This is a genomic window from Streptomyces sp. NPDC024687 (assembly GCF_055559055.1).
In genome coordinates this window covers 370934-397545 of sequence record NZ_JBVHLJ010000006.1, presented here as the reverse complement: position 1 = coordinate 397545, position 26612 = coordinate 370934, and the positions used below count along the sequence as shown (strand labels likewise).

Annotated in this window: 19 protein-coding genes and 3 pseudogenes; 14 read left to right on the top strand and 8 right to left on the bottom strand. The window is 70.4% G+C overall.

Going from position 1 to position 26612, the window contains the following annotated elements:
* Window positions 1-8 precede the first annotated feature (8 nt).
* From ACZ39I_RS25345 to ACZ39I_RS25335, 3 genes and pseudogenes are all read right to left on the bottom strand, one after another.
* Window positions 9-641: a maltokinase N-terminal cap-like domain-containing protein gene (locus ACZ39I_RS25345; protein ID WP_467246684.1), complete on the bottom strand. Its 633-nt coding sequence runs from the start codon at window positions 639-641 to the stop codon at window positions 9-11.
* A gap of 17 nt (window positions 642-658) precedes the next feature.
* Window positions 659-1220, bottom strand: a pseudogene (locus tag ACZ39I_RS25340) (Uma2 family endonuclease).
* Window positions 1221-1296: 76 nt separating this feature from the next.
* Window positions 1297-2562, bottom strand: coding sequence for an RNA-guided endonuclease InsQ/TnpB family protein (locus ACZ39I_RS25335; RefSeq protein WP_467246682.1), 1266 nt, complete (start codon window positions 2560-2562; stop codon window positions 1297-1299).
* 156 nt (window positions 2563-2718) lie between these two features.
* On the opposite strand from ACZ39I_RS25335, the pseudogene ACZ39I_RS25330 reads away from it, so the two are divergent.
* Window positions 2719-3545 (top strand): annotated as a pseudogene (locus ACZ39I_RS25330) (aminoglycoside adenylyltransferase family protein).
* Here ACZ39I_RS25330 and ACZ39I_RS25325 read toward each other — a convergent pair.
* Complete coding sequence (locus ACZ39I_RS25325) at window positions 3472-4206, bottom strand: helix-turn-helix domain-containing protein (RefSeq protein WP_467246681.1); 735 nt, start codon at window positions 4204-4206, stop codon at window positions 3472-3474. The pseudogene ACZ39I_RS25330 and the gene ACZ39I_RS25325 sit on opposite strands and share 74 nt — an antisense overlap.
* A 222-nt stretch (window positions 4207-4428) precedes the next feature.
* On the opposite strand from ACZ39I_RS25325, the gene ACZ39I_RS25320 reads away from it, so the two are divergent.
* From ACZ39I_RS25320 to ACZ39I_RS25310, 3 genes are read left to right on the top strand one after another with little or no spacing between them, the layout of a single operon-like run.
* Window positions 4429-5094 carry a DUF4097 family beta strand repeat-containing protein gene (locus tag ACZ39I_RS25320; protein ID WP_467246680.1) on the top strand — a complete coding sequence of 222 codons (666 nt, stop codon included), beginning with the start codon at window positions 4429-4431 and terminating at the stop codon, window positions 5092-5094.
* A 29-nt stretch (window positions 5095-5123) separates the two neighbouring features.
* Window positions 5124-6098: an ATP-binding cassette domain-containing protein gene (locus ACZ39I_RS25315; protein ID WP_467246678.1), complete on the top strand. Its 975-nt coding sequence runs from the start codon at window positions 5124-5126 to the stop codon at window positions 6096-6098.
* On the top strand, window positions 6095-6880 hold the full coding sequence (locus tag ACZ39I_RS25310) for an ABC transporter permease (RefSeq protein WP_467246676.1): 786 nt from the start codon (window positions 6095-6097) through the stop codon (window positions 6878-6880). The genes ACZ39I_RS25315 and ACZ39I_RS25310 overlap by 4 nt, the downstream gene beginning before the upstream one ends.
* Window positions 6881-6903: 23 nt before the next feature.
* On the opposite strand, the gene ACZ39I_RS25305 is transcribed toward ACZ39I_RS25310, so the two are convergent.
* Window positions 6904-7581 carry an SGNH/GDSL hydrolase family protein gene (locus ACZ39I_RS25305; RefSeq protein ID WP_467246674.1) on the bottom strand — a complete coding sequence of 226 codons (678 nt, stop codon included), beginning with the start codon at window positions 7579-7581 and terminating at the stop codon, window positions 6904-6906.
* A 207-nt stretch (window positions 7582-7788) separates the two neighbouring features.
* On the opposite strand from ACZ39I_RS25305, the gene ACZ39I_RS25300 reads away from it, so the two are divergent.
* Window positions 7789-8130, top strand: coding sequence for a hypothetical protein (locus tag ACZ39I_RS25300; RefSeq protein ID WP_467246672.1), 342 nt, complete (start codon window positions 7789-7791; stop codon window positions 8128-8130).
* A gap of 29 nt (window positions 8131-8159) precedes the next feature.
* On the opposite strand, the gene ACZ39I_RS25295 is transcribed toward ACZ39I_RS25300, so the two are convergent.
* Window positions 8160-10520, bottom strand: a complete 2361-nt coding sequence (locus ACZ39I_RS25295) for an arylsulfatase (protein WP_467246670.1) — start codon at window positions 10518-10520, stop codon at window positions 8160-8162.
* A gap of 623 nt (window positions 10521-11143) precedes the next feature.
* Between ACZ39I_RS25295 and ACZ39I_RS25290 the strand changes: the two genes are divergently transcribed.
* The 3 genes from ACZ39I_RS25290 to ACZ39I_RS25280 all read left to right on the top strand — a co-directional run bounded on the left by ACZ39I_RS25290 (window position 11144) and on the right by ACZ39I_RS25280 (window position 15523).
* Window positions 11144-12136, top strand: a complete 993-nt coding sequence (locus ACZ39I_RS25290) for a WD40 repeat domain-containing protein (protein WP_467246668.1) — start codon at window positions 11144-11146, stop codon at window positions 12134-12136.
* Between the two features lie 165 nt (window positions 12137-12301).
* Window positions 12302-13819 carry a cellulase family glycosylhydrolase gene (locus ACZ39I_RS25285; RefSeq protein WP_467246666.1) on the top strand — a complete coding sequence of 506 codons (1518 nt, stop codon included), beginning with the start codon at window positions 12302-12304 and terminating at the stop codon, window positions 13817-13819.
* Between the two features lie 111 nt (window positions 13820-13930).
* Window positions 13931-15523: an alpha/beta hydrolase gene (locus tag ACZ39I_RS25280; protein WP_467246664.1), complete on the top strand. Its 1593-nt coding sequence runs from the start codon at window positions 13931-13933 to the stop codon at window positions 15521-15523.
* Between the two features lie 70 nt (window positions 15524-15593).
* On the opposite strand, the gene serC is transcribed toward ACZ39I_RS25280, so the two are convergent.
* Complete coding sequence (gene serC / locus ACZ39I_RS25275; RefSeq protein WP_467246662.1) at window positions 15594-16712, bottom strand: phosphoserine transaminase; 1119 nt, start codon at window positions 16710-16712, stop codon at window positions 15594-15596.
* A 91-nt stretch (window positions 16713-16803) separates the two neighbouring features.
* Between serC and ACZ39I_RS25270 the strand changes: the two genes are divergently transcribed.
* The 3 genes from ACZ39I_RS25270 to ACZ39I_RS25260 all read left to right on the top strand — a co-directional run bounded on the left by ACZ39I_RS25270 (window position 16804) and on the right by ACZ39I_RS25260 (window position 21377).
* Window positions 16804-19689, top strand: a complete 2886-nt coding sequence (locus ACZ39I_RS25270) for an FAD-binding and (Fe-S)-binding domain-containing protein (protein ID WP_467246660.1) — start codon at window positions 16804-16806, stop codon at window positions 19687-19689.
* Between the two features lie 167 nt (window positions 19690-19856).
* Window positions 19857-20318, top strand: a complete 462-nt coding sequence (locus ACZ39I_RS25265; protein WP_467246658.1) for a GNAT family N-acetyltransferase — start codon at window positions 19857-19859, stop codon at window positions 20316-20318.
* Window positions 20319-20447: 129 nt separating this feature from the next.
* On the top strand, window positions 20448-21377 hold the full coding sequence (locus tag ACZ39I_RS25260) for an EamA family transporter (RefSeq protein WP_467246657.1): 930 nt from the start codon (window positions 20448-20450) through the stop codon (window positions 21375-21377).
* Between the two features lie 24 nt (window positions 21378-21401).
* Here the strand turns inward: ACZ39I_RS25260 and ACZ39I_RS25255 are convergent, their stop codons facing one another.
* Window positions 21402-22145, bottom strand: a complete 744-nt coding sequence (locus ACZ39I_RS25255) for a class I SAM-dependent DNA methyltransferase (protein ID WP_467246656.1) — start codon at window positions 22143-22145, stop codon at window positions 21402-21404.
* Window positions 22146-22265: 120 nt separating this feature from the next.
* Between ACZ39I_RS25255 and ACZ39I_RS25250 the strand changes: the two are divergent.
* The 3 genes and pseudogenes from ACZ39I_RS25250 to ACZ39I_RS25240 all read left to right on the top strand — a co-directional run.
* Window positions 22266-23054: pseudogene (locus ACZ39I_RS25250) on the top strand (TIGR03084 family metal-binding protein); the annotation flags it as partial.
* Window positions 23055-23326: 272 nt separating this feature from the next.
* Window positions 23327-25009: an acyclic terpene utilization AtuA family protein gene (locus ACZ39I_RS25245; protein WP_467246654.1), complete on the top strand. Its 1683-nt coding sequence runs from the start codon at window positions 23327-23329 to the stop codon at window positions 25007-25009.
* Window positions 25006-26604 (top strand): acyl-CoA carboxylase subunit beta, encoded by a 1599-nt coding sequence (locus ACZ39I_RS25240; protein ID WP_467246652.1) that lies wholly within the window; start codon window positions 25006-25008, stop codon window positions 26602-26604. Before ACZ39I_RS25245 ends, ACZ39I_RS25240 begins: the two co-directional genes overlap by 4 nt.
* The last annotated feature ends 8 nt before the right edge of the window (window positions 26605-26612 follow it).

Sequence of the window (26612 nt, the reverse complement as noted above, 5' to 3'; positions counted from 1 at the left end):
GGTTTTTCTCAGGGGCGCCGGTGCAGAGTCGCGAACACACCCCGGACGCGGGTGCCGTCAGGGGCGTCCCAGACTCCGGAGACATGGCCGGCCGCTCCCTCGGGGGCCGTGGGCCGCGGGCGCCGGTGCAGGCGGAGGACCGTGCCGTCCTGGAGGCGGAGTTCGGTGCCGTCTTGGTCGTCGGTGACCTCGGCGGGGCCGGTGGGGAGGGCGGGTCCCGCGTAGGAGTGGGTGACCTCGTGGTCGGGGGTGTCGGTGAGGCTCTGGGCCTGAGCCTGGGCACGGCCCTCGAACAGGGCGAGGAGTTCGGTGCGCAGGACCGGGTCGTGGGTGCCGTCGTAGGCCCAGCGGGGGCCCAGTACGCCGTGCTCCATGGTGCCGACCAGGGCGTGTTCGGCGCCGGGGAGCGGGGCGGCGCGGTAGGTGAGGGGGGCCAGCCAGGCGACGGGTTCGGGGCCGGAGGAGTCGAGGGCCACCATGAACTCGATCCCGACCTCACCCTCCGGGTCGTCCAGCCGGAAGCCGCCGGCCTTGGTCAACTCGGGCGTACCGGTGCCGGTGTACCACGGGCGGGTGGGCAGCCACGTGGTGAGCAGGTCCAGCTTGGTGGGCTTGAGGGTGGTGTGGTGGATGATCGCCATGCGGTGGATTCTGTCAGTCAGTCGCGGGGGAACTCATCGGTTTTGAGGGTGAGGCCGACGACGGTGTCGGTGAGGTCCACGTCCTTGCCGAATGGCACCCTGGTCTCGACCTCGTAGTCGCTGCCCTTGGGGTCGGTGTAGATGTGACACCGCCCCTGATACGGATCCGCGATGACGTAGACGGGGACTTCCGCCGTGGCGTAGGCGGCCTTCTTCGGGCCATAGTCGTTGGGCCGCGGTTCCCTTGGAGATCACCTCGGCGACGAACTCGACGTCCTCGTAGGACCAGTGGCCGTTCTCCGCCTTGGTGGCGCCTTCGGCCATCACCGTCACATCGGTTGCGAATCCGTTGAGGTGCCCTGGGTAGTCGATGCGCACGTCGGACTTCACGCGCTTCCGCGGGTACTTGGTCCGCAGCTGCTCGTAGATGTCCGCGATGATCTCCCAGTGGGTGTCCCGCTGCGGCGACATGTAGACGGTCCCCTCGACGATCTCGACCTTGTATCCCTCGGGGACGGGCATCGTCTCGAGCCGCTCGAACATCTCGTCGAGCGTGCTCGTGTTGTCGCTCTCGGCCATCGCGATCCTGTCTGTCTTCAAGGACGGTCATCTTGAATCCTCCCCTCCCTGAGGCTGTGGGGAGGGGATTCCTGGCTCAGGCTGCCTCCTGGAGCGGGGCTCCAGTAGGTCTTACGCCCTCGGCACCAGCCGGGTTGAGACCAGCCCGGACGAGCATCACACGGGCGGAGTTCTTGTCTCTGGGGGAGACGGCTCCGCATGCGGTGCAGGTGTAGGTGCGTTCCGACAGCGGAAGTGCGTGCTTGGTTCTCGCTCCGCACGATGCGCAGTCCATGGTGGTGTGCGCGGGATGTACCAGGCGGACGTCCCGCGTGTGTTTGCGGCCCATCTCCAAGAGGGCCTGTTTGGTGGCGCCGACGGCGGCGTCAGCGGCCTTGCGGGCCATGGTGGTCTTGGCGAGGAACTTCGGCCGGAAGTCCTCCACCGCGATCGCGTCATGGTCGTGCACGACCTTCTTCGCCCATTTGCGGCCGGTGTCCTGCCGCTGCCGGGTCACCTTCTTGTATGCCTTGGCTCGCAGGTGCTTTGCCTCCCGGTAGCCCTTCGAGGCGGCCTGTCCTCTGGCGGGTCTGCGGCGGGCCATCATCCGGTCGTAGCGCGACAGTTTTGCCTGGGCCTTGCGGCCGTGCTGGGCGTGGGGCAGGTCGTGGGCGTCACTGGTGGTGGTGGCGGTCTCCGAGACGCCCCAGTCAACCCCGATCACCGCGCCCGTCTCCGGCAGTGGCTGGATTTCTGCAGGGACGACGAAGGAGGCGTGCCAATGGCCGAGGCTGTCCTGGTAGATCCGTACCGAGGAGGGGGCGGCGGGCAGATCGCGGGACCATACGACCGTCAGCACGATGTTGCCCGTGAGGTGCAGGCGACCGTCCTTGAGTCGGAACCCGCGCCTGGTGTAGTTCAGGCTCGGGTCGGCCTCGCGCTTCTTCTTCCACTTTGGCATCCCCGCCCGCTGGCGTTGTGGCAGGCGTTCCTTGATGTCCTTTTGTGCCTTGGCGCGGGCTTTGCCGAAGTCCCGGATGGTCTGCTGCTGCGGCATCGAGCTGCCCTCGCGCAGCCACGGCGTGCGCTCGCGGGCCTTTGTCAGCATCTTGTCCAGCTGGGCCGGGCCGCACGTCAGCTTCTCGCTGGGATGGGCCTTGCTGTGCGCGTGCAGGGCCTTGGTCTTGGCCACGCACTCGTTCCAGACCCACCGGCAGCGGTCCCACTCCGCCAGCAGCCGAGTGCGGGCGGTCGACGACACGCGCAGCCGGTACGTGTATCGGGCATGCCCACCCTGTGCGGCCTGAACCACCGACACTCCAGCACCCCCTGCCACACGTCGCCCGCCCTTTCCGGTTCCCATGAAGCGACCGTACGTGCGACCTTTGCACATGCGTGCCGCAATCCCACACATTCACCCCATCCGGCGAGCACAGGAACACGCGTTCGCCTCCCCTCGGGCCCGACCACTGGCTGCGGGTGGCGCTTCATGCTTCACGAGACCCAAGGTGAAAAGACGATGCCCATGCCAGCCGACGACACTCGAGCCGTGGTGCGGATCCTCCACCGCACCCTCGGCGACAACATCCTCGGCAACTACCTCCACGGCTCCGCCGTCCTCGCCGGTCTGCGCCGGTACAGCGACATCGATGTGCTGGTCGTCGTACGGAGGTCGCTGACCGAAGACCAACGTCGGGCCTTGATGGGGGAGTTGATGCGGGTGTCCGGTGTTCCGGGTGCTCGGCCCGTCGAGCTCGTCGTCGTCGGGCAGGACGAGGTACGGCCCTGGCGGTACCCGCCCGTCTGCGACTTCCTCTACGGAGAGTGGCTGCGCGAGGAGTACGAGCGGGTGTCCTTCCCGAGCCCGAGCCCAGTCCCGATCTCGCGCCTCTGCTCACCATGACCCTGGCCGGGGACACGACCCTGCACGGCCCTCCGCCCGCCCAACTCCTCGACTCCGTACCCCTCGTGGACCTCAGGCGCGCGATCGTCGCCGGAGTCCCACAGTTGCTGGGCGACCTGGATCACGACACCCGCAACGTCCTGCTCACCCTCGCCCGTGTCTGGACCACCCTCGCCACGGACACCATCCGCTCCAAGGACGCCGCCGCCGACTGGGCGCTCGAGCGGCTGCCGCCCGAGCATCGGGCCGTCCTCGCCCACTCCCGGGCCGTCTACCTCGGGGAAGAGGAGGAACGGTGGTACGGCCAGCTGCGAGCCGGGGTCCGGCCCTGCGCCGGCTTCCTTGTCGACGCCATCGGGCGTCAGTCGCTCACGCAGTGCTGTCCGAGGGTGTCTCCGGTTTCGTGTGCAGGACCTCGCGGGCCTGGTCCGCGGCGCGGGTGAGGCTCTCGGAGACGAAGTCGAGGAAGCGGGCGATGTTCTCCAGGCGGACCGCGGCCGGGGTGCCCGGGACGAGGACGCCCACGCCCTGGCGGGCGACCTCGGCGACCTGAAGCGTGCCGCGGGCGCTGGCGATCATGGACTGGTACCAGACGTCGTCGTCGACGACATAGCGCTCACGCCGGCGGTCGTCGCGCTCCCGCCGGACCAGGCCCTGTCCTTCGAGGTAGCTGATGGCCTTGGAGATGGACGCGGGGCTCACCTGGAGGCGCTGGACGAGTTCGGCGGCGGTCAGGCTGCCGCTGTCGCTGGTGCAGAGGCAGCTCAGCACCCTCGACATCATCTTGGGCGCGCCCGACTGCATGAGGACGGTGGTGAACGTCTCCTCGTACTCGCGCACGGCCTCGGGGTCGCGCCCGTGGGCCGCCCCGGGGGCCTGCGTCGCCCGGGGCGCGGCCTGTCGGCGCCGGTGGGCCCGGCGTTCGGCGGTGCGGTGGGCGAGGTCGGCGCGGTAGGCGGCGGGGCCGCCGTTGCGCATGACCTCGCGGGTGATGGTCGAGGTGGGGCGCTCCAGGCGGCGGGCGATCTCCGCGTAGGCGAGGCCGTCGGCCACTCCCAGTGCGATCTGCTGACGTTCCTGCTGGGTGAGCCTGCCTCCAGGCATCGCGGTCTCCTTCGTGGCTCCTGTCGCCGCAGTATAGCGTTCACTTCCCGGCTATTGCAACGACAAGTGGATTCCCGTTGCGTTGATTTCAGGGCGGTTGCAATGAAATTGCCGACTTCACCTGCGTTTATTGAGATGGAGTGCAACAAGTATGTTGCTGGATCGATGAACGCAACGTAGCTTTTCGTTCATCGGAAACAGCGACGAACGCAGGAGCACCTGATGCAGAAGTTCGACACCCCCGCCCCCGTCACCACCGTCATCGACCTCCCCGCCGGACGCGTCCAGATCATCGCCGCCGACCGCGCCGACACGACTGTCGAGATCCGGCCCGTCGATGCCGACAGGAGCCGGGACACCAAGGCCGCCGAGCAGATCGAGGTCGACTACCGCGACGGCGTCCTGCGGATCGCCGCCCCGGCCGCCAGGAACCAGTACTTCGGCCCCTCCGGCTCCGTCGAGGTCACCGTCCAGCTGCCGGCCGGCTCCCGCGTCGAGGCCACCGCGGCCGCCGCCGGGTTCCGGGCTGTCGGACGCCTCGGCGACGTCGTCTTCGAGGGCGCCTACGGCCCGGTCAAGATCGACGAAGCGGCCGGTCTCCGCCTGACCGTCGCCGACGGCGACGTCACCGTCGGCCGCCTCACCGGACCCGGCGAGATCAGCACCCGGCGCGGCGACATCACCGTCGCCGAGGCGGTCAGCGGCACGGTCGTACTGACCACGCAGAAGGGCGACATCACCCTCGGCGCGGCCGCCTCCGCCTCTCTGGACGCCGGCACCTCCCACGGCCGCGTCCACAACTCCCTCAAGAACACCGAGGGCGCCGACGCCGCCCTGGCCATCCGCGCCACCACCGCCCACGGCGACATCACCGCCCGCGGCCTGTGACCCGTAGTCCTCGACAAGGAGCTCCCACCATGACCGACCTGGCCATCGCGGCGAACGGACTGCGCAAGTCCTACGGGGACAGGACCGTCCTCGACGGCATCGACATCCAGGTGCCGGCCGGCACGGTCTTCGCCCTCCTCGGGCCGAACGGCGCCGGCAAGACCACCGTCGTCAAGATCCTCTCCACCCTGATCTCCGCCGACGCCGGGCAGGCACGCGTCGGCGGCCACGACCTCACCGCGAAGGCCCAGGCGGTACGGGCCTCCATCGGGGTCACCGGGCAGTTCTCCGCGGTGGACGGGCTGATCACCGGTGAGGAGAACATGCTCCTCATGGCCGACCTGCACCACCTCTCCAGGAGCGAGGGCCGGCGGGTCACCGCCGAACTGCTGGAGCGCTTCGACCTCGTGGCGGCGGCGAAGAAGCCCGCCTCCACCTACTCGGGCGGCATGAAGCGCCGCCTCGACATCGCCATGACCCTGGTCGGCGACCCGCGGATCATCTTCCTCGACGAACCGACCACCGGCCTCGACCCCCGCTCCCGCCACACCATGTGGCAGATCATCAGGGAACTGGTCTCCGGCGGTACGACCGTCTTCCTCACCACGCAGTACCTGGAGGAGGCCGACCAGCTCGCCGACCGCATCGCCGTCCTCAACGACGGGAAGATCGTCGCCGAGGGCAGCGCCGAGGAGCTCAAGCGGCTGATTCCCGGCGGGCACGTCCGGCTCCGCTTCACCGACCCGGACGCCTACCGCGGCGCCGCCTCCGCCCTGGGCGAGGCCGTCCGGGACGACGAGGCACTCACCCTCCAACTCCCCAGCGACGGCAGCCAGCGCGAGCTGCGCGCCGTACTGGACCGGCTGGACGCGGCCGGCGTCGAGGCCGACGAACTGACCACGCACACCCCCGACCTGGACGACGTGTTCTTCGCCCTGACCGACAGCGCCGACAGCGCCGATGTCACCCACGTCACCGACCAGCCCAAGGAGACCGTCCGATGAGCAATCTCTCCCTCGCGGTGCGCGACTCGTCCACGATGCTGCGTCGCAACCTCCTGCACGCCCGGCGCTACCCGTCCCTCACCCTGAACCTGCTGCTCACGCCGATCATGCTGTTGCTGCTCTTCGTCTACATCTTCGGCGACACCATGAGCGCGGGGATCGGCGGCGGCGACCGCTCCGACTACATCGCGTACCTCGTCCCGGGCCTGCTGCTGATGACCATCGGCTCCACCACGATCGGCACCGCGGTCTCCGTCTCCAACGACATGACCGAGGGCATCATCGCCCGCTTCCGGACGATGGCGATCCACCGCGGTTCGGTGCTCGTCGGGCACGTCGTCGGCAGCGTGCTCCAGTCGGTGGTCAGCGTGGTCCTGGTCGGCGCGGTCGGCGTGGCCATCGGCTTCCGCTCCACCGACGCCACCGCCCTGGAGTGGCTCGCGGCCTTCGGACTGCTCGTGCTGTTCGCGACGGCGCTGACCTGGATCGCCGTAGGCATGGGCCTGATCAGCCCCAACGCCGAGGCCGCCAGTAACAACGCCATGCCGCTGATCTTCCTGCCGCTCATCTCCAGCACGTTCGTCCCGGTCGACGCGATGCCGGGCTGGTTCCGGCCGATCGCGGAGTACCAGCCCTTCACCCCGGCCATCGAGACCCTGCGCGGTCTGCTCCTCGGCACCGAGATCGGCCACAACGGCTGGCTCGCCGTCGCCTGGTGCCTCGGCCTCGCGGTGCTCGGCTACCGCTGGTCGACCGCGAAGTTCAACGCCGATCCGAAGTGACCGTGGGGGCCCTTCGTGCCGGATCAGTCGGCCTCGTAGGGCTCGCCCAGGTCCCACGCCTGGTGCATCGCCTCCGCGAAGGCCGCCGCGATCTTGTGCTCGCCGCTCGCGTTCGGATGGGTGCCGTCGTAGGTGTCGTGGTCGATGTCGTACGACGACGGAGGCGACGCCGGCAGCAGGGGCGAGCGGGGCTCGTCCAGGTCCGCGATCGCCTTGGCCAGAAGCTCGTTGAAGCGGGTGACCTCCGTCGCGAAGGGTGCGTCGGACTCCGCCCGGACGTTGGGGATCACCGGGAGGACGACCATCCGGACCCGGGGGTTCGCCCGGCGGGCTTCGGCGACGAAGGCGCGGACGTTCTGTGCCGTCTGTTCCGCGTTCGTGTAGAAGCCGAGGTCGATCAGGCCCAGGGACACCAGGAGCACGTCCGCACGGTGTGCCCGTACCGCCTCGCCGATCAGCGGGACCATGTGCTGCCAGCCCTCGCCCCAGCCGGCCAGGTGGGCCCGGGGGAAGTCGGGATCGGCGTACTCGTACGACGTCGGGGCGTCCGCCGCCTTGTCGTACAGCGTCTCGCGCGGGCCCACGAGGGTGAAGGGGCCGCCGGATGTGTCCCGCAGGTGCTGCCACATCCGGTACCGCCAGGTGTGCTCACCCGCACTCCCGATCGTCATCGAGTCACCGACCGGCATGAATCTGAGCATCCGCTCATGATGGATCATCTCGGGTCCCGATGGCATGTGAATCCGCCCACGCGGCCGGGCTGCGCGGCGGCGGCGGGCTGCGCGGTGCCGGGACTACGGTCCGAGGCCCTTTACGCACGCCGTCAGTCCGGTCGATGCCCTGCTCATCGTGCCGTCACGGCGTGTGACAATCGGATTCGACTGGTGCATGGCGGCGAGGTGGTCTCGATGGCGTTGACGATACCGGCGGGTGATGCCCGGGTCGGCGCGGTCCGGGCCGCGTTGGAACCGTTCGCGTGGCGGTCGTTCACCGCGGAGCTGGTCTGCCGTCGCGCGGTGGCCGCCATGGACGGCGGGCAGGTGCTTCCCCGACCCCGCGGTCCCCTGAGCCGGCCGAGCCCGCAGGAGGAGTGCGCCGGGGCACTGGTGGAGATCCTGAGCACTTACCCGTGGCGGTCGCTCACCGTCGACGGGCTGAGCCGGCTGCTGGTGGGTGCGGCGCAGGCTTGGCGACAGGAGCGGGCCTGGTTCGACATCCGGCTGGGCCTGCTGCTGGACGGCATCGGCTGACCACCAGCAGGTCCGGCGCCTTCGGGCCCTTACTGCCGGGCCATGTGCATGCGCATCTCGCTGGGAGCGTCGACGATCAGGTCGCCGGACATGTCGACGGTGACGCTGTGCAGGGTGCCGGTGAACCGGAACGGTGCCCGGTAGTCGGAGGTGACGGCCGATCCCGGATTCGCGCCGCAGCACATGCCGCCCGGGTTGAAGGCGACCGGTGTCGTGAACGGCATCTCGGTCTCGCCGACCAGGCGGTCGTCGAGGTAGAGCTGGGCGCGGCCGGGTGAGCCCTTGCCTGCCGCGATGTCGGGACTGCCGGTGGGCTCGAATTCGAAGCGCAGCGTGTGGCGGCCCTCGGGGAGGGTTTCCCCCGAGGTCACCTGGTGCAGTGTGCGGTGGACGTAGTTGTGGGCGTAGTGCAGGTGGTTGTCCTTGACGTAGAAGGACCAGCCGCCGGCGTTGGTGCCCTGGCACAGCAGCACGCCCTCGGCGCCGCCGGGCGGGATCTCCACGTCGGCGGTGATGCTGTGCGGGCGGTTGAGGACCCGGGGAGCGACGGCGGCCGGCAGGGCCTGCGTGTCGGGGCGGAGGGTGTAGCTGGTCCTGTCCTCGGTGATCTGCGGACGCTCGAGCATCATGCGCTCGAGGGCGCTGCCGTCGATCGGGAGCACGTTGTACCTGCCGGCCTCCACGTACCACAGGGCGATCATTTCGATGAGCTTGCTGCGGTGTTCTTCGGCGACGTTGCGGGTCTCGGCGACGTCCTCGGCGACGTGGTAGAGCTCCCAGTGGTGGGCGTCCAGGTCGTCCAGGTCCGCCATGGTGATCGGAGAGCCGAACGGCTTCTCGGCCTCGGCGAATGAAGGTCCGGGCCAGGGACAGACCGCACGCCAGCCGTCATGGTCGATCGCCCGGTGCCCGAACATCTCGTAGTACTGGGTGCGGTGGCGGGTCGGGGCCGCGGGATCGTCGAAGGTGTGCGCGAAGCTGACCCCGTGCAGCGGTGACTGGGTCACGCCCCGGATGGTCGTGGGCGGCTCGATGCCCAGCACGTCGAGCACGGTGGGCACCATGTCGATGATGTGCGCGAACTGGGAGCGGATCTCGCCGCGTGCCCGGATGCCCGCCGGCCAGTGGACCAGGAACGGGTCACTGACGCCGCCCCGGTAGGTCTCCCGCTTCCACCGCCGGAAGGGCGTGTTGCCCGCCCACGTCCAGCCCCACGGGTAGTGGTTGAACGTCTCCGGGCCGCCGATGTCGTCGATCCGCGCCAGGCTCTCCTCCAAGGACTCGGGCGCGTTGTTGAAGAACTGCAGCTCGTTGGTGGTGCCGGTGGCCCCGCCCTCGGCACTGGCGCCGTTGTCGGAGACGACCATGATCAGGGTGTTGTCGAACTCGCCGATCTCTTTCAGGAAGTCGATCAGCCGGCCGATGTGGTGGTCGGTGTGGGAGAGGAACCCGGCGTAGACCTCCATCATCCGCGCCGCGAGGCGGCGGGCGTCCGGCGACAGGGACTCCCAGGCGGGCACGTCCGGGTCGTGCGGGGACAGCTGGGCATCCGCAGGCACGATGCCGAGTTGCTTCTGCCGGTCGAAGGTGCGCTCGCGGTAGGCGTCCCAGCCGTCGTCGAACTGGCCCCGGTAGCGGTCCGCCCACTCCTTGGGCACGTGGTGCGGGGCGTGCGTGGCCCCGGTGCAGAAATTCAGGTGGAACGGCTTGTCAGGGGCGACCTGCTTGGCATCCGCGATGAACGACATCGCCCGGTCGGCCAGGTCCTGGGTGAGGTGGTAGCCCTCTTCCGGCGTCACCGGCTGCTCGATCTGGTGGTTGTCGTACACCAGGTCCGGATACCACTGACTGGTGTCGCCGCCCAGGAAGCCGTAGAACCGCTCGTAGCCACGCCCCAGCGGCCACCGGTCGTACGGGCCTGCGGCCGACTCGTGCTCCGAGGGCATCAGGTGCCACTTGCCGACCATGTACGTGTTGTAGCCGTGCTGGAGCAGCATCTCGGAGAGGAACCCGTTCTCGAACGGGATCTGCCCGTTGTAACCGGGGTAGCCGGTGGCCAGCTCGGTGATCGCCGCCATGCCGTTGGCGTGGTGGTTGCGGCCGGTCACGATGCACGAGCGCGACGGCGAGCACAGCGCGGTGGTGTGCATGTTGTTGTACAGCAGCCCGCCCGACGCCAGGGCGTCCAGGTTCGGTGTGGCGATCGGGCTTCCGTAGCAGCCGAGCTGACCGAAACCGGTGTCGTCCAACACGACGAACATGACGTTCGGCGAACCCGGCACCGCCCGCACCGGCTGCGGCCACGCCGGAGTGGACTCATCGGTCGTGCGCCCGATCACCCCCGGGAACGACCGCCCCGGCTTGTACTCACTCCAGGATGTCTGCGACATACCCGGCCTCCATTCCACCGGCGCACAGCACTCGTTCCGGCCGGCGTTCGATGTCTGTGAGCGATGAGGCACGTGTGCACGACCGGGCTCCTCCACCTCTGCGGTCCGTCCACGAAGCGTGCGTGACCTGCGCCGCAGCGGGAACCTGGCTCGCTGATCGACGGCGCGGGTTCCACGCTAGGCCGCGAGGATCAATGCTGCCATCCGGGCAGATCCGCCTGGGGCGGGGCCGGCGCCCAGGGGCTCTGCGCGACGAGCGCCCGGCCTGCCGTCGGCCATGTCGGTCGCGTCGGGCTCATCCTTCAGGGTTCGTCAACAGGCGAGGTTCGAGGCGTGGGTGCGGCGAAGGGCCCGTGGCTCGTTCACGCGCGGCGGCTGATGTGGCCAGGTCGATCCGGACGCCTTCCGCCACGGAGAGGGAGAGGACCGCGATGTCCTTCCCCAGGCGTTTCCCCTCGCCCGGCTCAGCCGTACGGTCCGGTCGAGCCAGGGCATCCGCCGGGACGTCTTCCCCGGGCCACGGCCCCACCACACCGCCCGCCCAGTCCGCTCCCACCCGCGCACGCCACCCCCGCCCCCGCCCACCCCCCTTCAACCGAACGCCGGGATGGCAGTCTTGGGGCATGCGTCGACCCTTCGCCCTGCTTGCCGGGATTCTGCTCGTGGGCGGCTTCACCCTGCCCGTCGCCGTGCCCGCCTCCGCCGCCGACGGGGGCGGGAAGGGGGACCAGGGCTTCAGCATCAGCGACCCCCGGATCACCGAGTCCAGCGGGCTCGCCGCCTCGCGGCAGCACCCGGGCATCTACTGGACCCACAACGACCAGGACACCGGCGCGTACCTGTACGCCGTCGACAGCGCCACCGGCAAGACCGTCGCCAGGATCACCATGACCGGCGTGGGCACCCCCCGGGACGTCGAGGCCATCGCCATCGGGCCCGGCAACGAGATCTGGGTCGGGGACATCGGGGACAACGACGGGGTCAGCTGGCCCTACGTGTGGATCTACAAGCTGCCCGAGCCGAAGGTCCTCAAGGACCAGTCCGTCAAGGGCACTCAGTACGTCGTGAAGTACACCGACGGCTCACGCGACGCCGAGTCGATGGTCGTCCACCCGAAGACCGGGCGCGTCTACATCATCGACAAGCAGGAGGACGGCGGGCATCTCTACGAGGGACCCACCACCCTCTCCTCCTCCGGGACGAACGCCTTCAAGCCCGTCAAGGCCGTCGACCTGTGGGCCACCGACGCCGCCTTCTCGCCCGACGGCCGACAGCTCGCCGTACGCGGCTACTTCGGCGGCATCTGGTACGACTGGAACGGCGGCGACATCAAGCGCAAGGGGCGGCTCAGCGTGCCCCTCGGGCAGGGCGAGTCCGTCTCCTACTCGCCCGACGGGACCAAGCTCCTGCTCGGTATGGAGGGCGCCGACAGCGAGGTCGAGGCGCAGGACGCGCCCGGTGACGGAGAGTCCAAGTCGCCCTCGGGGAGCGGGAGTTCCTCGGCCTCCGGAAACGACGGCGGCGGGAACTCGGACGGCATGATCAAGATCGGCGCGCTCGCCCTGGTGGCCGTCGCCGCCCTCTTCGGGCTCCGGCGGCTATTCCGCCGCTCGTGAGCCCTCGCGCCCGTACGGCGACGTCGCGCCGGTGACATCCCGTGCACATGAACACGTCCAGCGTCTTGACGTGTTCACGTGATCTGTCTTCCATGGGAGATGCAGGGTGATGGGAGCGCTCCCATCTAGTTCCGGGCCCGCGCCTCCCGAGAGGAAGCAGCGAACATGTTCCGCAGCTTGCGAAGAGCGCTGTGTGCGGTGGCGGCGGCTCTCCTGGTGCCGCTGGGGACCGCTGGTCTTCAGACGGCCGACGCCGCCGAGGCGGCCGGGGCCGGCTACTGGCACACCAGCGGCCGCCAGATCCTGGACGCCTCCGGGCAGCCGGTCCGGATCGCCGGGATCAACTGGTTCGGCTTCGAGACCTCCAACAACGTGGTCCACGGCCTCTGGTCCCGCGACTACAAGTCCATGATCGACCAGATGAAGTCGCTGGGCTACAACACGATCCGCATCCCGTACAGCGACGACATCTTCAAGTCGGGGACGGTCCCCAACAGCATCGACTTCTCCAGCGGCAAGAACGCCGACCTCCAGGGACTCAACTCCCTGGGCGTCCTGGACAGACTCGTGTCGTACGCCGGCCAGGACGGTCTCAAGGTCATCCTCGACCGGCACCGCCCGGACTCCGGCGGCCAGTCGGCGCTCTGGTACACGGCCGCGGTCCCGGAGTCGACGTGGATCGCCAACCTCAAGGCCCTCGCGACGCGGTACAAGGGCCAGGACACCGTCGTAGGCATCGATCTGCACAACGAGCCGCACGATCCCGCCTGTTGGGGCTGCGGGGACACCGCCACGGACTGGCGGCTGGCCGCCCAGCGGGCCGGGAATGCCGTGCTGTCCGTCAATCCCGAGCTGCTGATCTTCGTCGAGGGCGTGCAGACCTTCAACGGCGTCTCCGGCTGGTGGGGCGGCAACCTGATGGGTGTCGCCCAGTACCCGGTGCAGCTGAACGTGGCGAACCGGGTCGTGTACTCCGCCCACGACTACGCCACCAGCGTGGCCCAGCAGAGCTGGTTCAGCGACCCGTCCTTCCCCGCCAACATGCCGGGCATCTGGGACAAGTACTGGGGCTACATCTTCAAGCAGAACATCGCCCCGGTGTGGGTGGGCGAGTTCGGCACCACGCTCCAGTCGACCGTGGACCAGAAGTGGCTGGCGGCACTGGTCTCGTATCTGCGGCCGACATCGACGTACGGCGCCGACTCCTTCCACTGGACCTTCTGGTCCTGGAACCCCAACTCCGGTGACACGGGCGGGATCCTGAAGGACGACTGGCAGACCGTGGACACCGTGAAGGACGGATACCTCGCGAGCATCAAGGCGCCGGGCTTCCCGGGCGGCGGGAGCGGTCCCGGTGACCCGGGCGACCCCGGCGGGAACACGGCCGCCTGCACCGCCGCCTACACCGTCAGCAGCGACTGGGGCAGCGGCTTCAACGCCGAGGTGAAGGTGACCAACTCCGGTACGACGGCTCTCTCCTCCTGGAAGGTCACCTGGACCTGGCCAGGCTCGCAGAAGGTCAGCTCCATGTGGAACGCGTCGTACACCCAGACCGGCTCAAGCGTGACCGCGACGAACGCCTCGCACAACGGGTCGGTCCCGGTGGGCGGTTCGGCGAGCTTCGGGTTCGGGGGAGCGCCCGGGGGTGGCGGAGTGCCGAGTGTGACCTGTACGGCTGCGTGAGGTCGTGGGACGGAGGTGCTTGGTGCGGGCCAAGTGCCTCCTGACCAAAGGAGTTTCAAATCTTCCGCTCAGGTGTTCCTCATACGAGAGGTTCTTCGACAGGATGCGCCCATGAGAAGAAGCGCAGCCGTACTGTGCGGCGTGACCGCCGTACTGGCCGGGACCCTCACGGCCCTTCCGGCCGAGGCGAGCCCGTCCGTGAGCACCGCACCACTGGCGAAGGTCGCCTGGAAGAAGTGCGGTACGGAGAACTACCCGACCCTCCAGTGCGGGTCGGTGAAGGTGCCGCTCGACTACGCCAAGCCGCAGGGCCGGAAGATCACCCTGGCCGTGTCCCGGGTCCCGCACACCGCGAAGAAGTACCAGGGCCCGCTGCTGGTCAATCCCGGCGGCCCCGGCGGCAGCGGTCTGACGCTCGCCGGATTCGTCGCGTCCGCGCTGCCCAAGGCGGTCGCGGCCCAGTACGACGTCATCGGCTTCGACCCGCGCGGAGTGGGCGCGAGCAAGCCCGCCCTCGACTGCAAGCCGGGCTACTTCAACCCGGTGCGCCCCGCCAGCGTTCCCCGCACTCCCGCGATCGAGAAGGCCAACCTCGACCGCGCCAAGTCCTTCGCCGCCGCCTGCGGCCGCAAGTACGCGGACCTGCTGCCGTACATCAACACGATCAACGCCGTGAAGGACATGGACTCGATCCGTAAGTCCCTCGGCGCCAAGAAGATCAACTACTTCGGTTACTCGTACGGCACCTACCTGGGCCAGGTCTACGGCAAGCTGTTCCCGACCCACGTGCGCCGCCTGGTGCTCGACTCGATCGTCGACCCCGACGGTGTCTGGTACGACGCCAACATCTCGCAGGACTACGCCTTCGACGCCCGCCAGAAGGCGCTCATGGCGTGGATAGCCAAGTACGACTCCACGTACAAGCTCGGCACCGACCCGGCCGCGATCGAGGCCAAGTGGTACGCGATGCAGGCCGAGTTGGCCAAGAAGCCCGCGGGCGGCAAGGTCGGCGCCGCCGAGCTGGAGGACACCTTCATCCCGGGCGGCTACTACAACGGCTACTGGCCCGACCTGGCCAAGGCGTTCGCCGCGTACGTGAACGACAAGAACGCCGCCCCGCTGGTCGAGGCGTACGAGAACTTCGCCGCCATCGACGCCTCCGGGGACAACGGCTACAGCATCTACACCTCGGTGCAGTGCCGTGACGCCTCCTGGCCGCGCGACTGGCGCCAGTGGCAGAAGGACAACTGGGCCGTGTACAAGAAGGCCCCGTTCATGGCCTGGAGCAACGCCTGGTACAACGCGCCGTGCGCGTTCTGGCCGACGAAGTCGCTCAAGCCGGTGAACGTCGCCAACAGCAAGCTGCCGCCGGCGCTGCTCTTCCAGGCCACGGACGACGCGGCCACCCCCTACCAGGGCGGTGTCACCGTCCACCACCTGCTCAAGCACTCCAGCCTCGTCGTCGAGCAGGGCGGCGGGAACCACGGCATCACGCTGAGCGGGAACGCCTGCCTGGACAAGTACCTGGCGAAGTACCTGACCGACGGCACGGTGCCGCGCGGCCACGGCACGGCCGACGCGGTGTGCAAGAAGACCGCCGACCCGACGCCGTCGGCCGCGGCGAAGGCTGCCATGAGCACGCAGCAGTCGGCCACCGTCTCGCGGGGCGACACCCTGCACGGGCTGCTCGGCTTCCGCGGCTGAACCAGCGGGACATGAGAAGGGCGCCCGGTTGCACACCGGGCGCCCTTCGTCGTCGTAGCGGAAGCGGGTGTTACAGCTTCTCGATGACGTAGTCGACGCACTTCGTCAGCGCCTCGACGTCCGCCGGGTCGATCGCCGGGAACATCGCCACGCGCAGCTGGTTGCGGCCGAGCTTGCGGTAGGGCTCGGTGTCCACGATGCCGTTGGCGCGCAGCACCTTGGCGATCGCGGCGGCGTCGATCTCGTCCGAGAAGTCGATCGTGCCGATGACCTGGGAGCGCTTGGCCGCGTCGGTGACGAACGGGGTCGCGTGCTTGGACCCCTCCGCCCAGCTGTACAGGCGGGTCGAGGAGTCCTTCGTACGGGCCGTCGACCACGCGAGACCGCCCTGGCCGTTGATCCACTCCAGCTGCTGGTTCAGCAGGAAGAGGGTGGCGAGGGCCGGGGTGTTGTACGTCTGGTTCTTGCGGGAGTTGTCGATCGCCGTCGGCAGCGAGAAGAACTCCGGGATGTGACGGCCGGACGCGTGGATCCGCTCGGCGCGCTCGATCGCGGCCGGGGAGAACACGCCGATCCACAGGCCGCCGTCGGAGGCGAAGGACTTCTGCGGGGCGAAGTAGTAGACGTCCGTCTCGGCGATGTCGACCGGCAGGCCGCCGGCGCCGGAGGTGGCGTCCACGAGGACCAGCGCGCCCTCGTCCGCGCCGGCCACCCGCTTGACGGGGGCGGCGACACCGGTGGAGGTCTCGTTGTGCGTGAAGGCGTACGCGTCGACACCGGCCTCGGCCTGCGGCTCCGGGTGGGTGCCGGGCTCGGAGGAGATGACGGTCGGGTCGGCCAGCCAGGGGGCCAGCTTGGACGCCTTCGCGAACTTCGACGAGAACTCGCCGAAGGTCAGGTGCTGCGACTTGTTCTCGATCAGGCCGTGCGTCGCGACGTCCCAGAACGCGGTGGAGCCGCCGTTGCCGAGGACGACCTCGTAGCCCTCGGGGAGGGAGAAGAGCTCACTGATGCCCTCGCGCACCTTGCCGACCAGGTTCTTGACCGGAGCCTGGCGGTGGGAGGTGCCGAGGAGGGAGGTACCGGTTGCGGCCAGCGCGTCCAGCGCTTCCGTCCGCACCTTGGAGGGGCCCGCGCCGAATCGACCGTCGGCGGGCTTGATGTCAGCGGGAATCTGGATCTCAGCCACGGGGCGAGCGTAGCCGCTGGGGGAAACCTGGTCGAAACGTAGTCCGTCGGGTGAGACGCGGTGGTGTCGACCCACCTGGTTTGCTGGAGCCATGACGGATCTTGAGGCCGATCTGCGGAAGGCCGTCCGGGGCGAGGTCGCTTTCGACGTCACCTCCCGGGCCCTGGTCACCATGGACGCGTCCAACTACCGGCGCGTCCCCCTCGGGGTCGTCGCCCCGCTGGACGCCGATGACGTGGCCGCCGTGCTGGAGGTCTGCCGCACCCACGGCGTCCCCGTCGTCCCGCGCGGTGGCGGTACCTCCATCGCCGGGCAGGCCACCGGCACCGGCGTCGTGCTGGACTTCACCCGGCACATGAACCGGGTCCTGGCGCTGGACCCCGGGGTGCGTACCGCGGTCGTCCAGCCCGGCCTGGTGCTCGACCGGCTCCAGGACGCCGCCGCCCCGCACGGGCTCCGCTTCGGGCCCGACCCCTCCACCCACAGCCGGTGCACGCTCGGCGGAATGATCGGCAACAACTCCTGCGGCTCGCACTCGGTGGCGTGGGGGACGACCGCGGACAGCGTGAGCGAGCTCGACGTCGTCACCGCGCGCGGGGAGCGGCTGCGGCTCGGGCAGGGGTGGGCCGGGGCGCCCGCCGGACTGCGGGAGCTGGTCGACGGGGAGCTCGCCCGGCTGCGGACGGGCTTCCCCGAGCTGCCCCGGCGGATCTCCGGGTACGCCCTGGACGCCCTCCTGCCGGAACACCGGGCCGACGTCGCCCGGTCCTTCTGCGGCAGCGAGGGCACCCTCGGCGTGCTCACCGAGGCCGTCGTCCGGCTCGTGGAGGCGCCACGCGCGCGTGCGCTCGCGGTCCTCGGGTACGCGGACGAAGGCGCGGCCGCCGAGGCGGCGGCCGGGCTGCTGGTGCACCGCCCCCTGACGGTGGAGGGCATGGCGGCCGACCTGGTGCCCTCGGTGACCGCGCTGCCGCGGGGTGGCGCCTGGCTGTTCGTGGAGACGGGCGGCTCCGCCGAGAGCGAGGCACGCGCACGTGCGGAGCAGATCGTGCGCGCGGCCGACGTCCTCGACGCGCTCGTGGTGACCGACCCGGCCGGGCAACGCGCCCTGTGGCGCATCCGCGAGGACGCCAGTGGCACGGCGACCCGGATGCCCGACGGAACCGAGGCCTGGCCCGGCTGGGAGGACTGCGCGGTGCCGCCGCGGCGGCTCGGCGCGTATCTGCGGGACTTCCGGGAACTGCTGGGCGCGCACGGGCTGCGCGGAACGCCCTACGGCCACTTCGGCGACGGCTGCATCCACGTCCGCATCGACTTCGACCTGCTGACGCGGGCGGGGATCGGGAGGTTCCGCCGCTTCTCCGAGGAACTCGCCGACCTGGTCGTCGCGCACGGCGGGTCACTGTCCGGGGAGCACGGCGACGGGCAGGCGCGCGCCGAACTGCTGCCCCGGATGTACGGCGACGAGATGATCGCCCTCTTCGAGCGGGCGAAGGCCCTCTGGGACCCGGACGACCTGCTCAACCCCGGCATGCTGGTCCGCCCGGCCCCCCTCGACACCAACCTCCGCTTCTCGGTCCTGCCCCGCGAGCCGGTCGACGTCGCCTTCGGATACCCGGACGACGGCGGTGACTTCTCCGCCGCCGTACGCCGCTGCGTCGGGGTCGCGAAATGCCGTACGACAGCGGCGACCGGGTCCGCCGTCATGTGCCCGTCCTTCCGGGCCACCGGCGAGGAGGCGCACTCCACGCGCGGGCGTGCCCGGCTGCTGCACGAGATGCTCGCGGGCGAGGCGGGCGGGGTGGTCACCGACGGCTGGCGGTCCGAGGAGGTGCGCGAGGCGCTGGACCTGTGCCTGTCCTGCAAGGGCTGCCGGTCCGACTGCCCGGTCGGGGTCGACATGGCCACGTACAAGGCGGAGTTCCTGCACCACCACTACGCGGGGCGGCGCCGCCCGGCGTCCCACCACAGCATGGGCCGGCTGCCGGAGTGGCTGCGCCGGGTGGACCGGCTGCGGCTGGCTCCTGTGCTCAACGCCCTTGCCGCCGTACGGCCGTTGGCGGCCGTCGCCAAGAGGCTGGGCGGGATCGCGCCGGAGCGGCGGATCCCGAGGCTGGCGGCGGAGACGTTCAGCCGGTGGTGGGAGGGGCGGAAAGCCCTCGGGCGGAACGCCCGCGACACCGGTGACCTGGTGATCCTGTGGCCGGACACCTTCACCGAGCACCTCTCGCCGTCCGTGGGACAGGCGGCCGTACGCGTGCTGGAGGCGGCGGGGCTGCGGGTGGCGCTGCCGCCCACCCTCCACCTGGAGAAGGCGCCAGTGGGCGACGGCAGGACGGTCGCCCTCGACCCGGTGTCCCTCCTGCGGGGCCGGGGCCGGGTCTGCTGCGGCCTGACGTACGTGTCGACCGGCCAACTCGACCGCGCCCGTACGGTATTGCGCCGCACCCTCGACCTGATGGCGCCGGTGCTGGAGACCTCGGTCCCGGTCGTCGTCCTGGAACCGAGCTGCGCGGCCGCCCTCCGCACCGACCTGCCGGAACTGCTGCACGACGATCCGCGGGCCGCCCTCCTCGCCTCCCGCGTCCTGACCTTCGCGGAGGCCCTGGAGCGGCTCGCCCCCGACTGGCGGCCACCGGCCCTGAACCGCCCGGTCGTCGGCCAGACCCACTGCCACCAGCACGCCGTCCTGGGCGACACGGCCGACCGCCGGCTGCGCGAGGCAGCGGGACTCACGGGCGACCTGAGCGGCGGCTGTTGCGGACTCGCGGGCAACTTCGGCTTCGAGAAAGGCCACTTCGAGGTGTCGCGGACCTGCGCGGAGGAGCAACTGCTGCCGACGGTACGACAGGCGCCGCCGTCGGCAGTCGTGTTGGCCGACGGGTTCTCCTGCCGCACCCAGCTGGAGCAACTGGCGGGCGTGCGGGGGAGACACCTGGCGGAGGTGTTGGGGGAGGGGCTCGCACAGAAGCCCTGAAGAGCGTCCCCGACACCGTCCGCATGATCGTCTGCGGCCGCCCCGGCGCCCACTGGTGCCTGCTCGGCCCCGGCACCGACCTGCGGGCGACGGACACGGAGCGTTGAAGACGTTCGGGGCGCGGGACGGAAGGGCGGGCGCGTAGGCCCCGTTGCGATACTCCCGCTGTGGAAACGAACACGCCTCTCACGAGCTGGACCCTGCGTCCCGCGCACCCCGCCGATGTCGAGCCGATAGCCGAGCTGCGGGCCGTGGTCATGCGCCCCGACCTGGAGCGGCTGGGCCGGTTCGACGAGCACCGGGTACGGCAGCGGTTCCGGGACGCCTTCGACGAGCGGCACATGTCGGTCATCCTGGCCGAAAGGCGTTTCGCGGGCTGTGTCGCCCTGCGGCCGGCCGAGGACGCCCACTGGCTGGAGCACTTCTTCATCACCCCGGACCTCCAGGGTCACGGCCTGGGCTCGGCCGTCCTGAACACCCTCCTGGCCCGGACCGACGCCGACGGCGAACTCGTCCGCCTGAACGTCCTGCAGGGCAGCACTGCCCGACGCCTGTACGAGCGCTACGGGTTCGTAGTGGAGAGCGAGGACGCCGTGGACGTGTTCATGGTGCGTCGGCCGCGCCGCTGAGAGCCGTCACGAGGGTCAGGCCCCCCCGAGACAGTCGTATAACGGGTTTACGCACATGACTGAGTCCATTACCGTGTACTGAGTAGTGCAGCATGATGGACGAAACCCGAGTCGACCCCTGGAAGCCCCGTGACCACCTCCAGCAGCGCCCAGACGTCGTCGCCGACCTCGGTGGGCGCCACTCCCGCACGCGGGCCCCGTCGCTCCGGCTCGCTCGGTCCCGTGGGGCTGGTGCTCGCCGGAGGCGTCTCCGTGCAGTTCGGGGCGGCGCTGGCCGTGACGCTGATGCCGAGGGCGGGCGCCCTCGGGGTCGTGACCCTGCGCCTGCTGGTGGCCGCGCTCGTCCTGCTCGTCGTCTGCCGTCCCCGGCTGCGCGGGCACTCCCGTACCGACTGGGGCACGGTCGTCGTCTTCGGCCTCACCCTGGCCGCGATGAACGGCCTTTTCTACCAGGCCGTCGACCGCATCTCGCTCGGCGCCGCCGTGACCCTGGAGTTCCTCGGCCCCCTCGCCCTCTCGGTGCTCGCCTCCCGCCGCGCGGTCAACACCGTCTGGGCCGCGCTCGCGCTCGCCGGTGTCTTCCTCCTCGGTGGCGGGGACTTCGGCGACCTGGACCCGGCGGGCGTGGCCTTCGCGCTGGGCGCGGGTGCCATGTGGGCGGCGTACATCGTCTTCAGTGCGCGTACCGGCCGCCGCTTCCCGCAGGCCGACGGCCTCGCCCTCGCGATGGCGGTCGGCGCGCTGGCGTTCCTGCCGCTCGGCATCGCGGAGTCGGGCACCAGGCTTCTCGACCCGGTGACCGTGGGCCTGGGCGCGGCGGTGGCCCTGATGTCCTCCGTCCTGCCCTACACCCTCGAACTCCTCGCCCTGCGCAAGCTGCCCGCCTCCACTTTCGCGATCCTCATGAGCCTGGAGCCGGCCATGGCCGCCCTCGCGGGCTTCCTGATCCTCGACCAGGCCCTGTCCGCGCTCCAGGCCCTCGCCGTCGCCCTCGTGATCGCGGCGAGCATGGGAGCGGTGCGGACGCAGGTGGGACGGGGCAAGGCGATCACCCCGTAAGCCTCGACCGGGCCGTACACGGCGTCAGTCCGCGAGCTTCTCCCATACCGAGACGTGTGACTCGCTCTCGCTCGTGAAGGGTGCCCGGCTCCAGTCCGCCCACCGCTCCCGCAGCCGCATCCCGGCCAGCCGGGTCATGAGGTCCAGCTCCGCGGGCCAGACGTAACGGAAGGGGATGGACCGGAAGGAGCCCTGGCCGTCCTCCGTGACTCTGACGTGGTGGGAGGCCATCGCCTGGGTGGCGGTGTCGTAGGTGTCGAACCCGAGGCGGTCCGTGCCGACGTGGAACGGCACCGCGTTCTGTCCGGGCGGCAGTTTCCGCAGCTGGGGGACCATGACCTCGACCACGAAGGTCCCGCCGGGTGCCAGATGGGCCGCGACATTGCGGAAGCAGTCCACCTGGGCGTCCTGGGTCGTCAGGTTCATGATCGTGTTGAAGACCAGAAAGGCGACCGAGTAGGTGCCGGGCGCGCGGGCCGTCGCGAAGTCCCCGATCGTCACCCCGACCGCCTCACCGCCGGGCTTGGTCCGCAGCCGGTCCGCCATCGCCCGGGACAGCTCGATGCCGTGCACATCGACCCCGCGCTGTGCCAGCGGCAACGCGATCCGCCCGGTTCCCACACCCAGCTCCAGGGCCCGCCCCTCGCCGGCGAGCTCCGCCAGCACGTCCACGGCCGGCTCGACCGCCTCGGGCGCGAACGTCGTCGCCGACGACTCGTCGTACGTCGCCGCGACGGACTCTCCGAAGTAACCGTCGTCATGGATCACCGGGGACCGTACTGCGGATGAGGCAGCGGACGCGCGTGAAAATCCGGCCCGTGAATGTCCGACCCGTAGATTAATGCAAGCACGCTTGCTTGTTTCTGGCCCCGCTGCCATCCTCTCCCCATGGCAGACCCCACGCCCGTCATCGACGACCTGTGTGCGGAGAGCGAGGAACTCGACCTGCTGGTAGCCGAGTTGAGCCCGGCGCAGTGGTCGCTGCCGACCCCCGCCCCCGGCTGGACCGTCGCCCACCAGATCGCCCACCTCGCCTGGACCGACCACTCCTCCCTGCTCGCCGTCACCGACCAGCGGGCCTTCTCCCGCGAGGTCGAGAAGGCGCTGGCGGCGCCCGGGGACTTCGTGGACGAGGGCGTGGCGGAGGGTGCCCGAAAGCCCCCGGCGCGGCTGCTCGCCTACTGGCGGGCGGGACGCGAGGACCTGTCCGAGGCTTTGCGGAACGCTCCCGAGGGCTCCCGTTTCCCCTGGTACGGCCCGCCCATGTCCACCGCCTCCATGGCCACCGCGCGCCTCATGGAGACCTGGGCCCACGGCCTCGACGTGGCGGACGCGCTGGGAGTGACCCGTGAGCCGACCGACCGGATCCGGCACATCGTCCGCCTCGGCGTCCGCACCCGCGACTTCGCTTTCGGCGTGCACGGACTGACCCCGCCCTTCGAGCAGTTCCGCATCGAACTCACCTCCCCGTCCGGTGAGTTGTGGACCTTCGGCCCCGAGGACGCCATCGACCGCGTCACCGGCCCCGCCCTCGACTTCTGCCTCCTGGCCACCCAGCGGGCCCACCGCGCCGACCTCGCCCTGCGCGCCGAGGGCGAGGACGCCGACCGGTGGCTCGAGATCGCCCAGGCCTTCGCGGGCCCGCCGGGCGCCGGACGCCCGGCGAAAGGAACGGCTTCCGGCGGTGCGGGGGAGGGAATGCGGCCCGGCGGTCCGGCGGAGGGGATGCCTCCCGGCGGCCCGGGGGAGGGGACGACTTCCGCCGGCTCGGGGAAGGGAAGGGCTTCCGGCGGCGTGGGGGAGGGGGTGCCTCCCGGCGACTCGGCAAAGGGAACGGCCTCCCCCGGCCCAGGAGAGGGAACGGCTTCCGCCGACTCGGCGAAGGGAATGCCTCCCGGTGGCCTGGGAGAGGGAATGCCTCCTGGCGGCCCGGCAAGGGGAGTTGCCGGATGACCCTGCGCATAGGCAACGCCTCCGGCTTCTACGGCGACCGCTTCGACGCCCTGCGCGAGATGCTCACCGGCGGTGAACTCGACGTCCTCACCGGCGACTACCTCGCCGAGCTGACCATGCTCATCCTGGGCCGCGACCGGCTGAAGGACCCCGGGGCCGGATACGCCCGCACCTTCCTGCGCCAACTCGAGGATTGCCTCGGCCTCGCACACGAGCGGGGCGTGCGAATCGTCGCCAACGCGGGCGGCCTCAACCCCGCCGGACTCGCCGCCCGCGTAAGGGAGTTGGCGGACCGACTCGGCCTGCCGGTCCGGGTCGCCCATGTCGAGGGCGACGACCTGACCCGTGACCACCCGGGCGCCCTCGCCGCCCACGCCTACCTCGGCGGCTTCGGCATCGCCGCCTGTCTCAGGGAGGGCGCGGACGTCGTCGTGACCGGCCGGGTGACGGACGCGGCCCTGGTCACCGGGCCCGCCGCCGCCCACTTCGGCTGGTCGCCGACGGACTACGACCGCCTCGCGGGAGCGGTCGTCGCCGGGCACGTCCTGGAGTGCGGGACACAGGCGACCGGCGGGAACTACGCGTTCTTCGCCGACGGCGAGCACGATCGCGGAGTTCTGAGAAAGCCCGGCTTCCCCCTCGCAGAACTCCACGAGGACGGCACCTCCGTCATCACCAAGCACCCCGGCACCGGCGGCTTCGTCGACATCGGCACGGTGACCGCCCAGCTGCTGTACGAGACGCAGGGCGCCCGGTATGCCGGCCCCGACGTCACCGCCCGCCTCGACACGGTCCGGCTCACCCAGGACGGCCCCGACCGCGTCCTGATCTCCGGCGTACGCGGCGAGGCCCCGCCGCCCACCCTCAAGGTCGGCCTCAACCGCCTCGGCGGCTTCCGCAACGAAGTCGCCTTCGTCCTGACCGGCCTCGACATCGAGGCCAAGGCCGCCCTGGTGCGGGAGCAGCTGGAGCCCCACCTGGCCAAGGTCACCGACGTGCGCTGGGACCTGGTCCGGACGGACCGCCCCGACGCCGGGACGGAGGAAACCGCCAGCGCCCTGCTGCGGCTGGTCGTCCGGGACGCGGACCAGGAGGTCGTCGGGCGGGCGCTCAGCGGGGCCGCCGTGGAGCTGGCGCTCGCGAGCTACCCCGGGTTCCATGTGCTGGCGCCACCGGGGAAGGGCTCGCCCTATGGGGTCTTCGAGGATGTGTACGTCCTCCATGGGGCCGTGGACCATGTGGCTGTCCTCCACGACGGGCGGCGGATCCCGGTGGCACCGGCCCAGGAGACCGCCGTACTCGAAAACCCACCGGAACCACCCCTGCCGGATCCGCCGCCGCCCGGCCCGACCCGGCGGGCGCCCCTCGGCCTCGTCGCCGGCGCCCGCAGCGGTGACAAGGGCGGGAACGCCAATATCGGGGTGTGGGCACGGACGGACGACGGCTGGCGGTGGCTCGCCCACACCCTCACCGTCGAGCGCCTGCGCCAACTCCTCCCGGAGGCAGCGGAGTTGAACGTCACCCGCCACGACCTCCCCGACCTCCGCGCCCTGAACTTCGTCGTCGAGGGCATCCTCGGCGAGGGCGTCGCCGCCCAGCACCGTTTCGACCCGCAGGCCAAGGCCCTCGGCGAATGGCTGCGCTCCCGCCACCTGGACATCCCCGAGGTGCTGCTGTGACTGTTCTGCCGTCCACCCTGGACCCGAAGAGCCCCGAATACCTCTCCCACCGCGAAGCCATGCTCGCCAAGCTGGAACAGTTGACCGCCGAGCACGCGAAGGCGCTCGCGGGCGGCGGCGAGAAGTACGTCGAGCGGCACCGGGGGCGCGGCAAGCTGCTCGCCCGCGAGCGCATCGAGCTGCTCCTCGATCCCGACACACCCTTCCTGGAACTGTCCCCGCTGGCCGCCTGGGGCAGCGACTACACGGTCGGCGCCTCCCTCGTCACCGGGATCGGGGTGGTGGCGGGCGTGGAGTGCCTGATCACCGCCAACGACCCGACCGTGCGCGGCGGCGCCAGCAATCCGTGGTCGCTGAAGAAGGCCCTGCGGGCCAATGACATCGCCCTCGCCAACCGGCTGCCCTGCATCAGCCTGGTGGAGTCCGGCGGCGCCGATCTGCCCTCGCAGAAGGAGATCTTCATCCCGGGCGGGGCCATCTTCCGAGACCTGACGAGGCTGTCGGCGGCCGGTATACCGACCCTCGCCGTCGTCTTCGGCAACTCCACGGCCGGCGGCGCCTACGTCCCCGGCATGTCCGACCACGTGATCATGGTCAAGGAGCGGGCCAAGGTGTTCCTCGGCGGCCCGCCCCTCGTCAAGATGGCCACCGGCGAGGAGAGCGACGACGAGTCCCTCGGCGGTGCCGAGATGCACGCGCGCGTGTCGGGCCTCGCGGACTACTTCGCCGTGGACGAGCGGGACGCGCTCAGGCAGGCCCGCAGGGTCGTGGCCCGCCTCAACCACCGCAAGGCGTACGGCGATCCGGGCCCCGCCGAACCTCCCAAGTACGACGTCGACGAACTGCTGGGGATCGTCCCCGGCGACCTGCGCACCCCCTTCGACCCGCGCGAGGTCATCGCCCGGATCGTCGACGCCTCCGACTTCGACGAGTTCAAGCCGCTGTACGGGACGAGCCTGGTGACGGGGTGGGCGGCCCTGCACGGCTATCCGGTCGGTGTGCTGGCGAACGCCCAGGGGGTCCTGTTCTCCGAGGAGTCCCAGAAGGCGGCCCAGTTCATCCAGCTGGCCAACCAGCGCGACATCCCGCTGCTGTTCCTGCACAACACCACCGGCTACATGGTCGGCAAGGAGTACGAACAGGGTGGCATCATCAAACACGGCGCGATGATGATCAACGCGGTCAGCAACTCGAAGGTCCCGCACCTCTCCGTCCTCATGGGCGCCTCGTACGGCGCGGGCCACTACGGCATGTGCGGCCGCGCCTACGACCCCCGCTTCCTCTTCGCCTGGCCCAGCGCCAAGTCGGCCGTCATGGGCCCCCAGCAGCTCGCCGGCGTGCTCTCCATCGTCGCCCGCCAGTCGGCCGCGGCGAAGGGGCTGCCGTACGACGAGGAGGGCGACGCGGCCCTGCGCGCCATGGTGGAGCAGCAGATCGAGTCCGAGTCGCTGCCCATGTTCCTGTCCGGGCGGCTCTACGACGACGGCGTCATCGACCCCCGCGACACCCGGACGGTACTGGGACTGTGCCTGTCCGCGATCCACACCGCCCCCTATGAGGGCGCCCGCGGCGGCTTCGGCGTCTTCCGGATGTGAGGGACCCT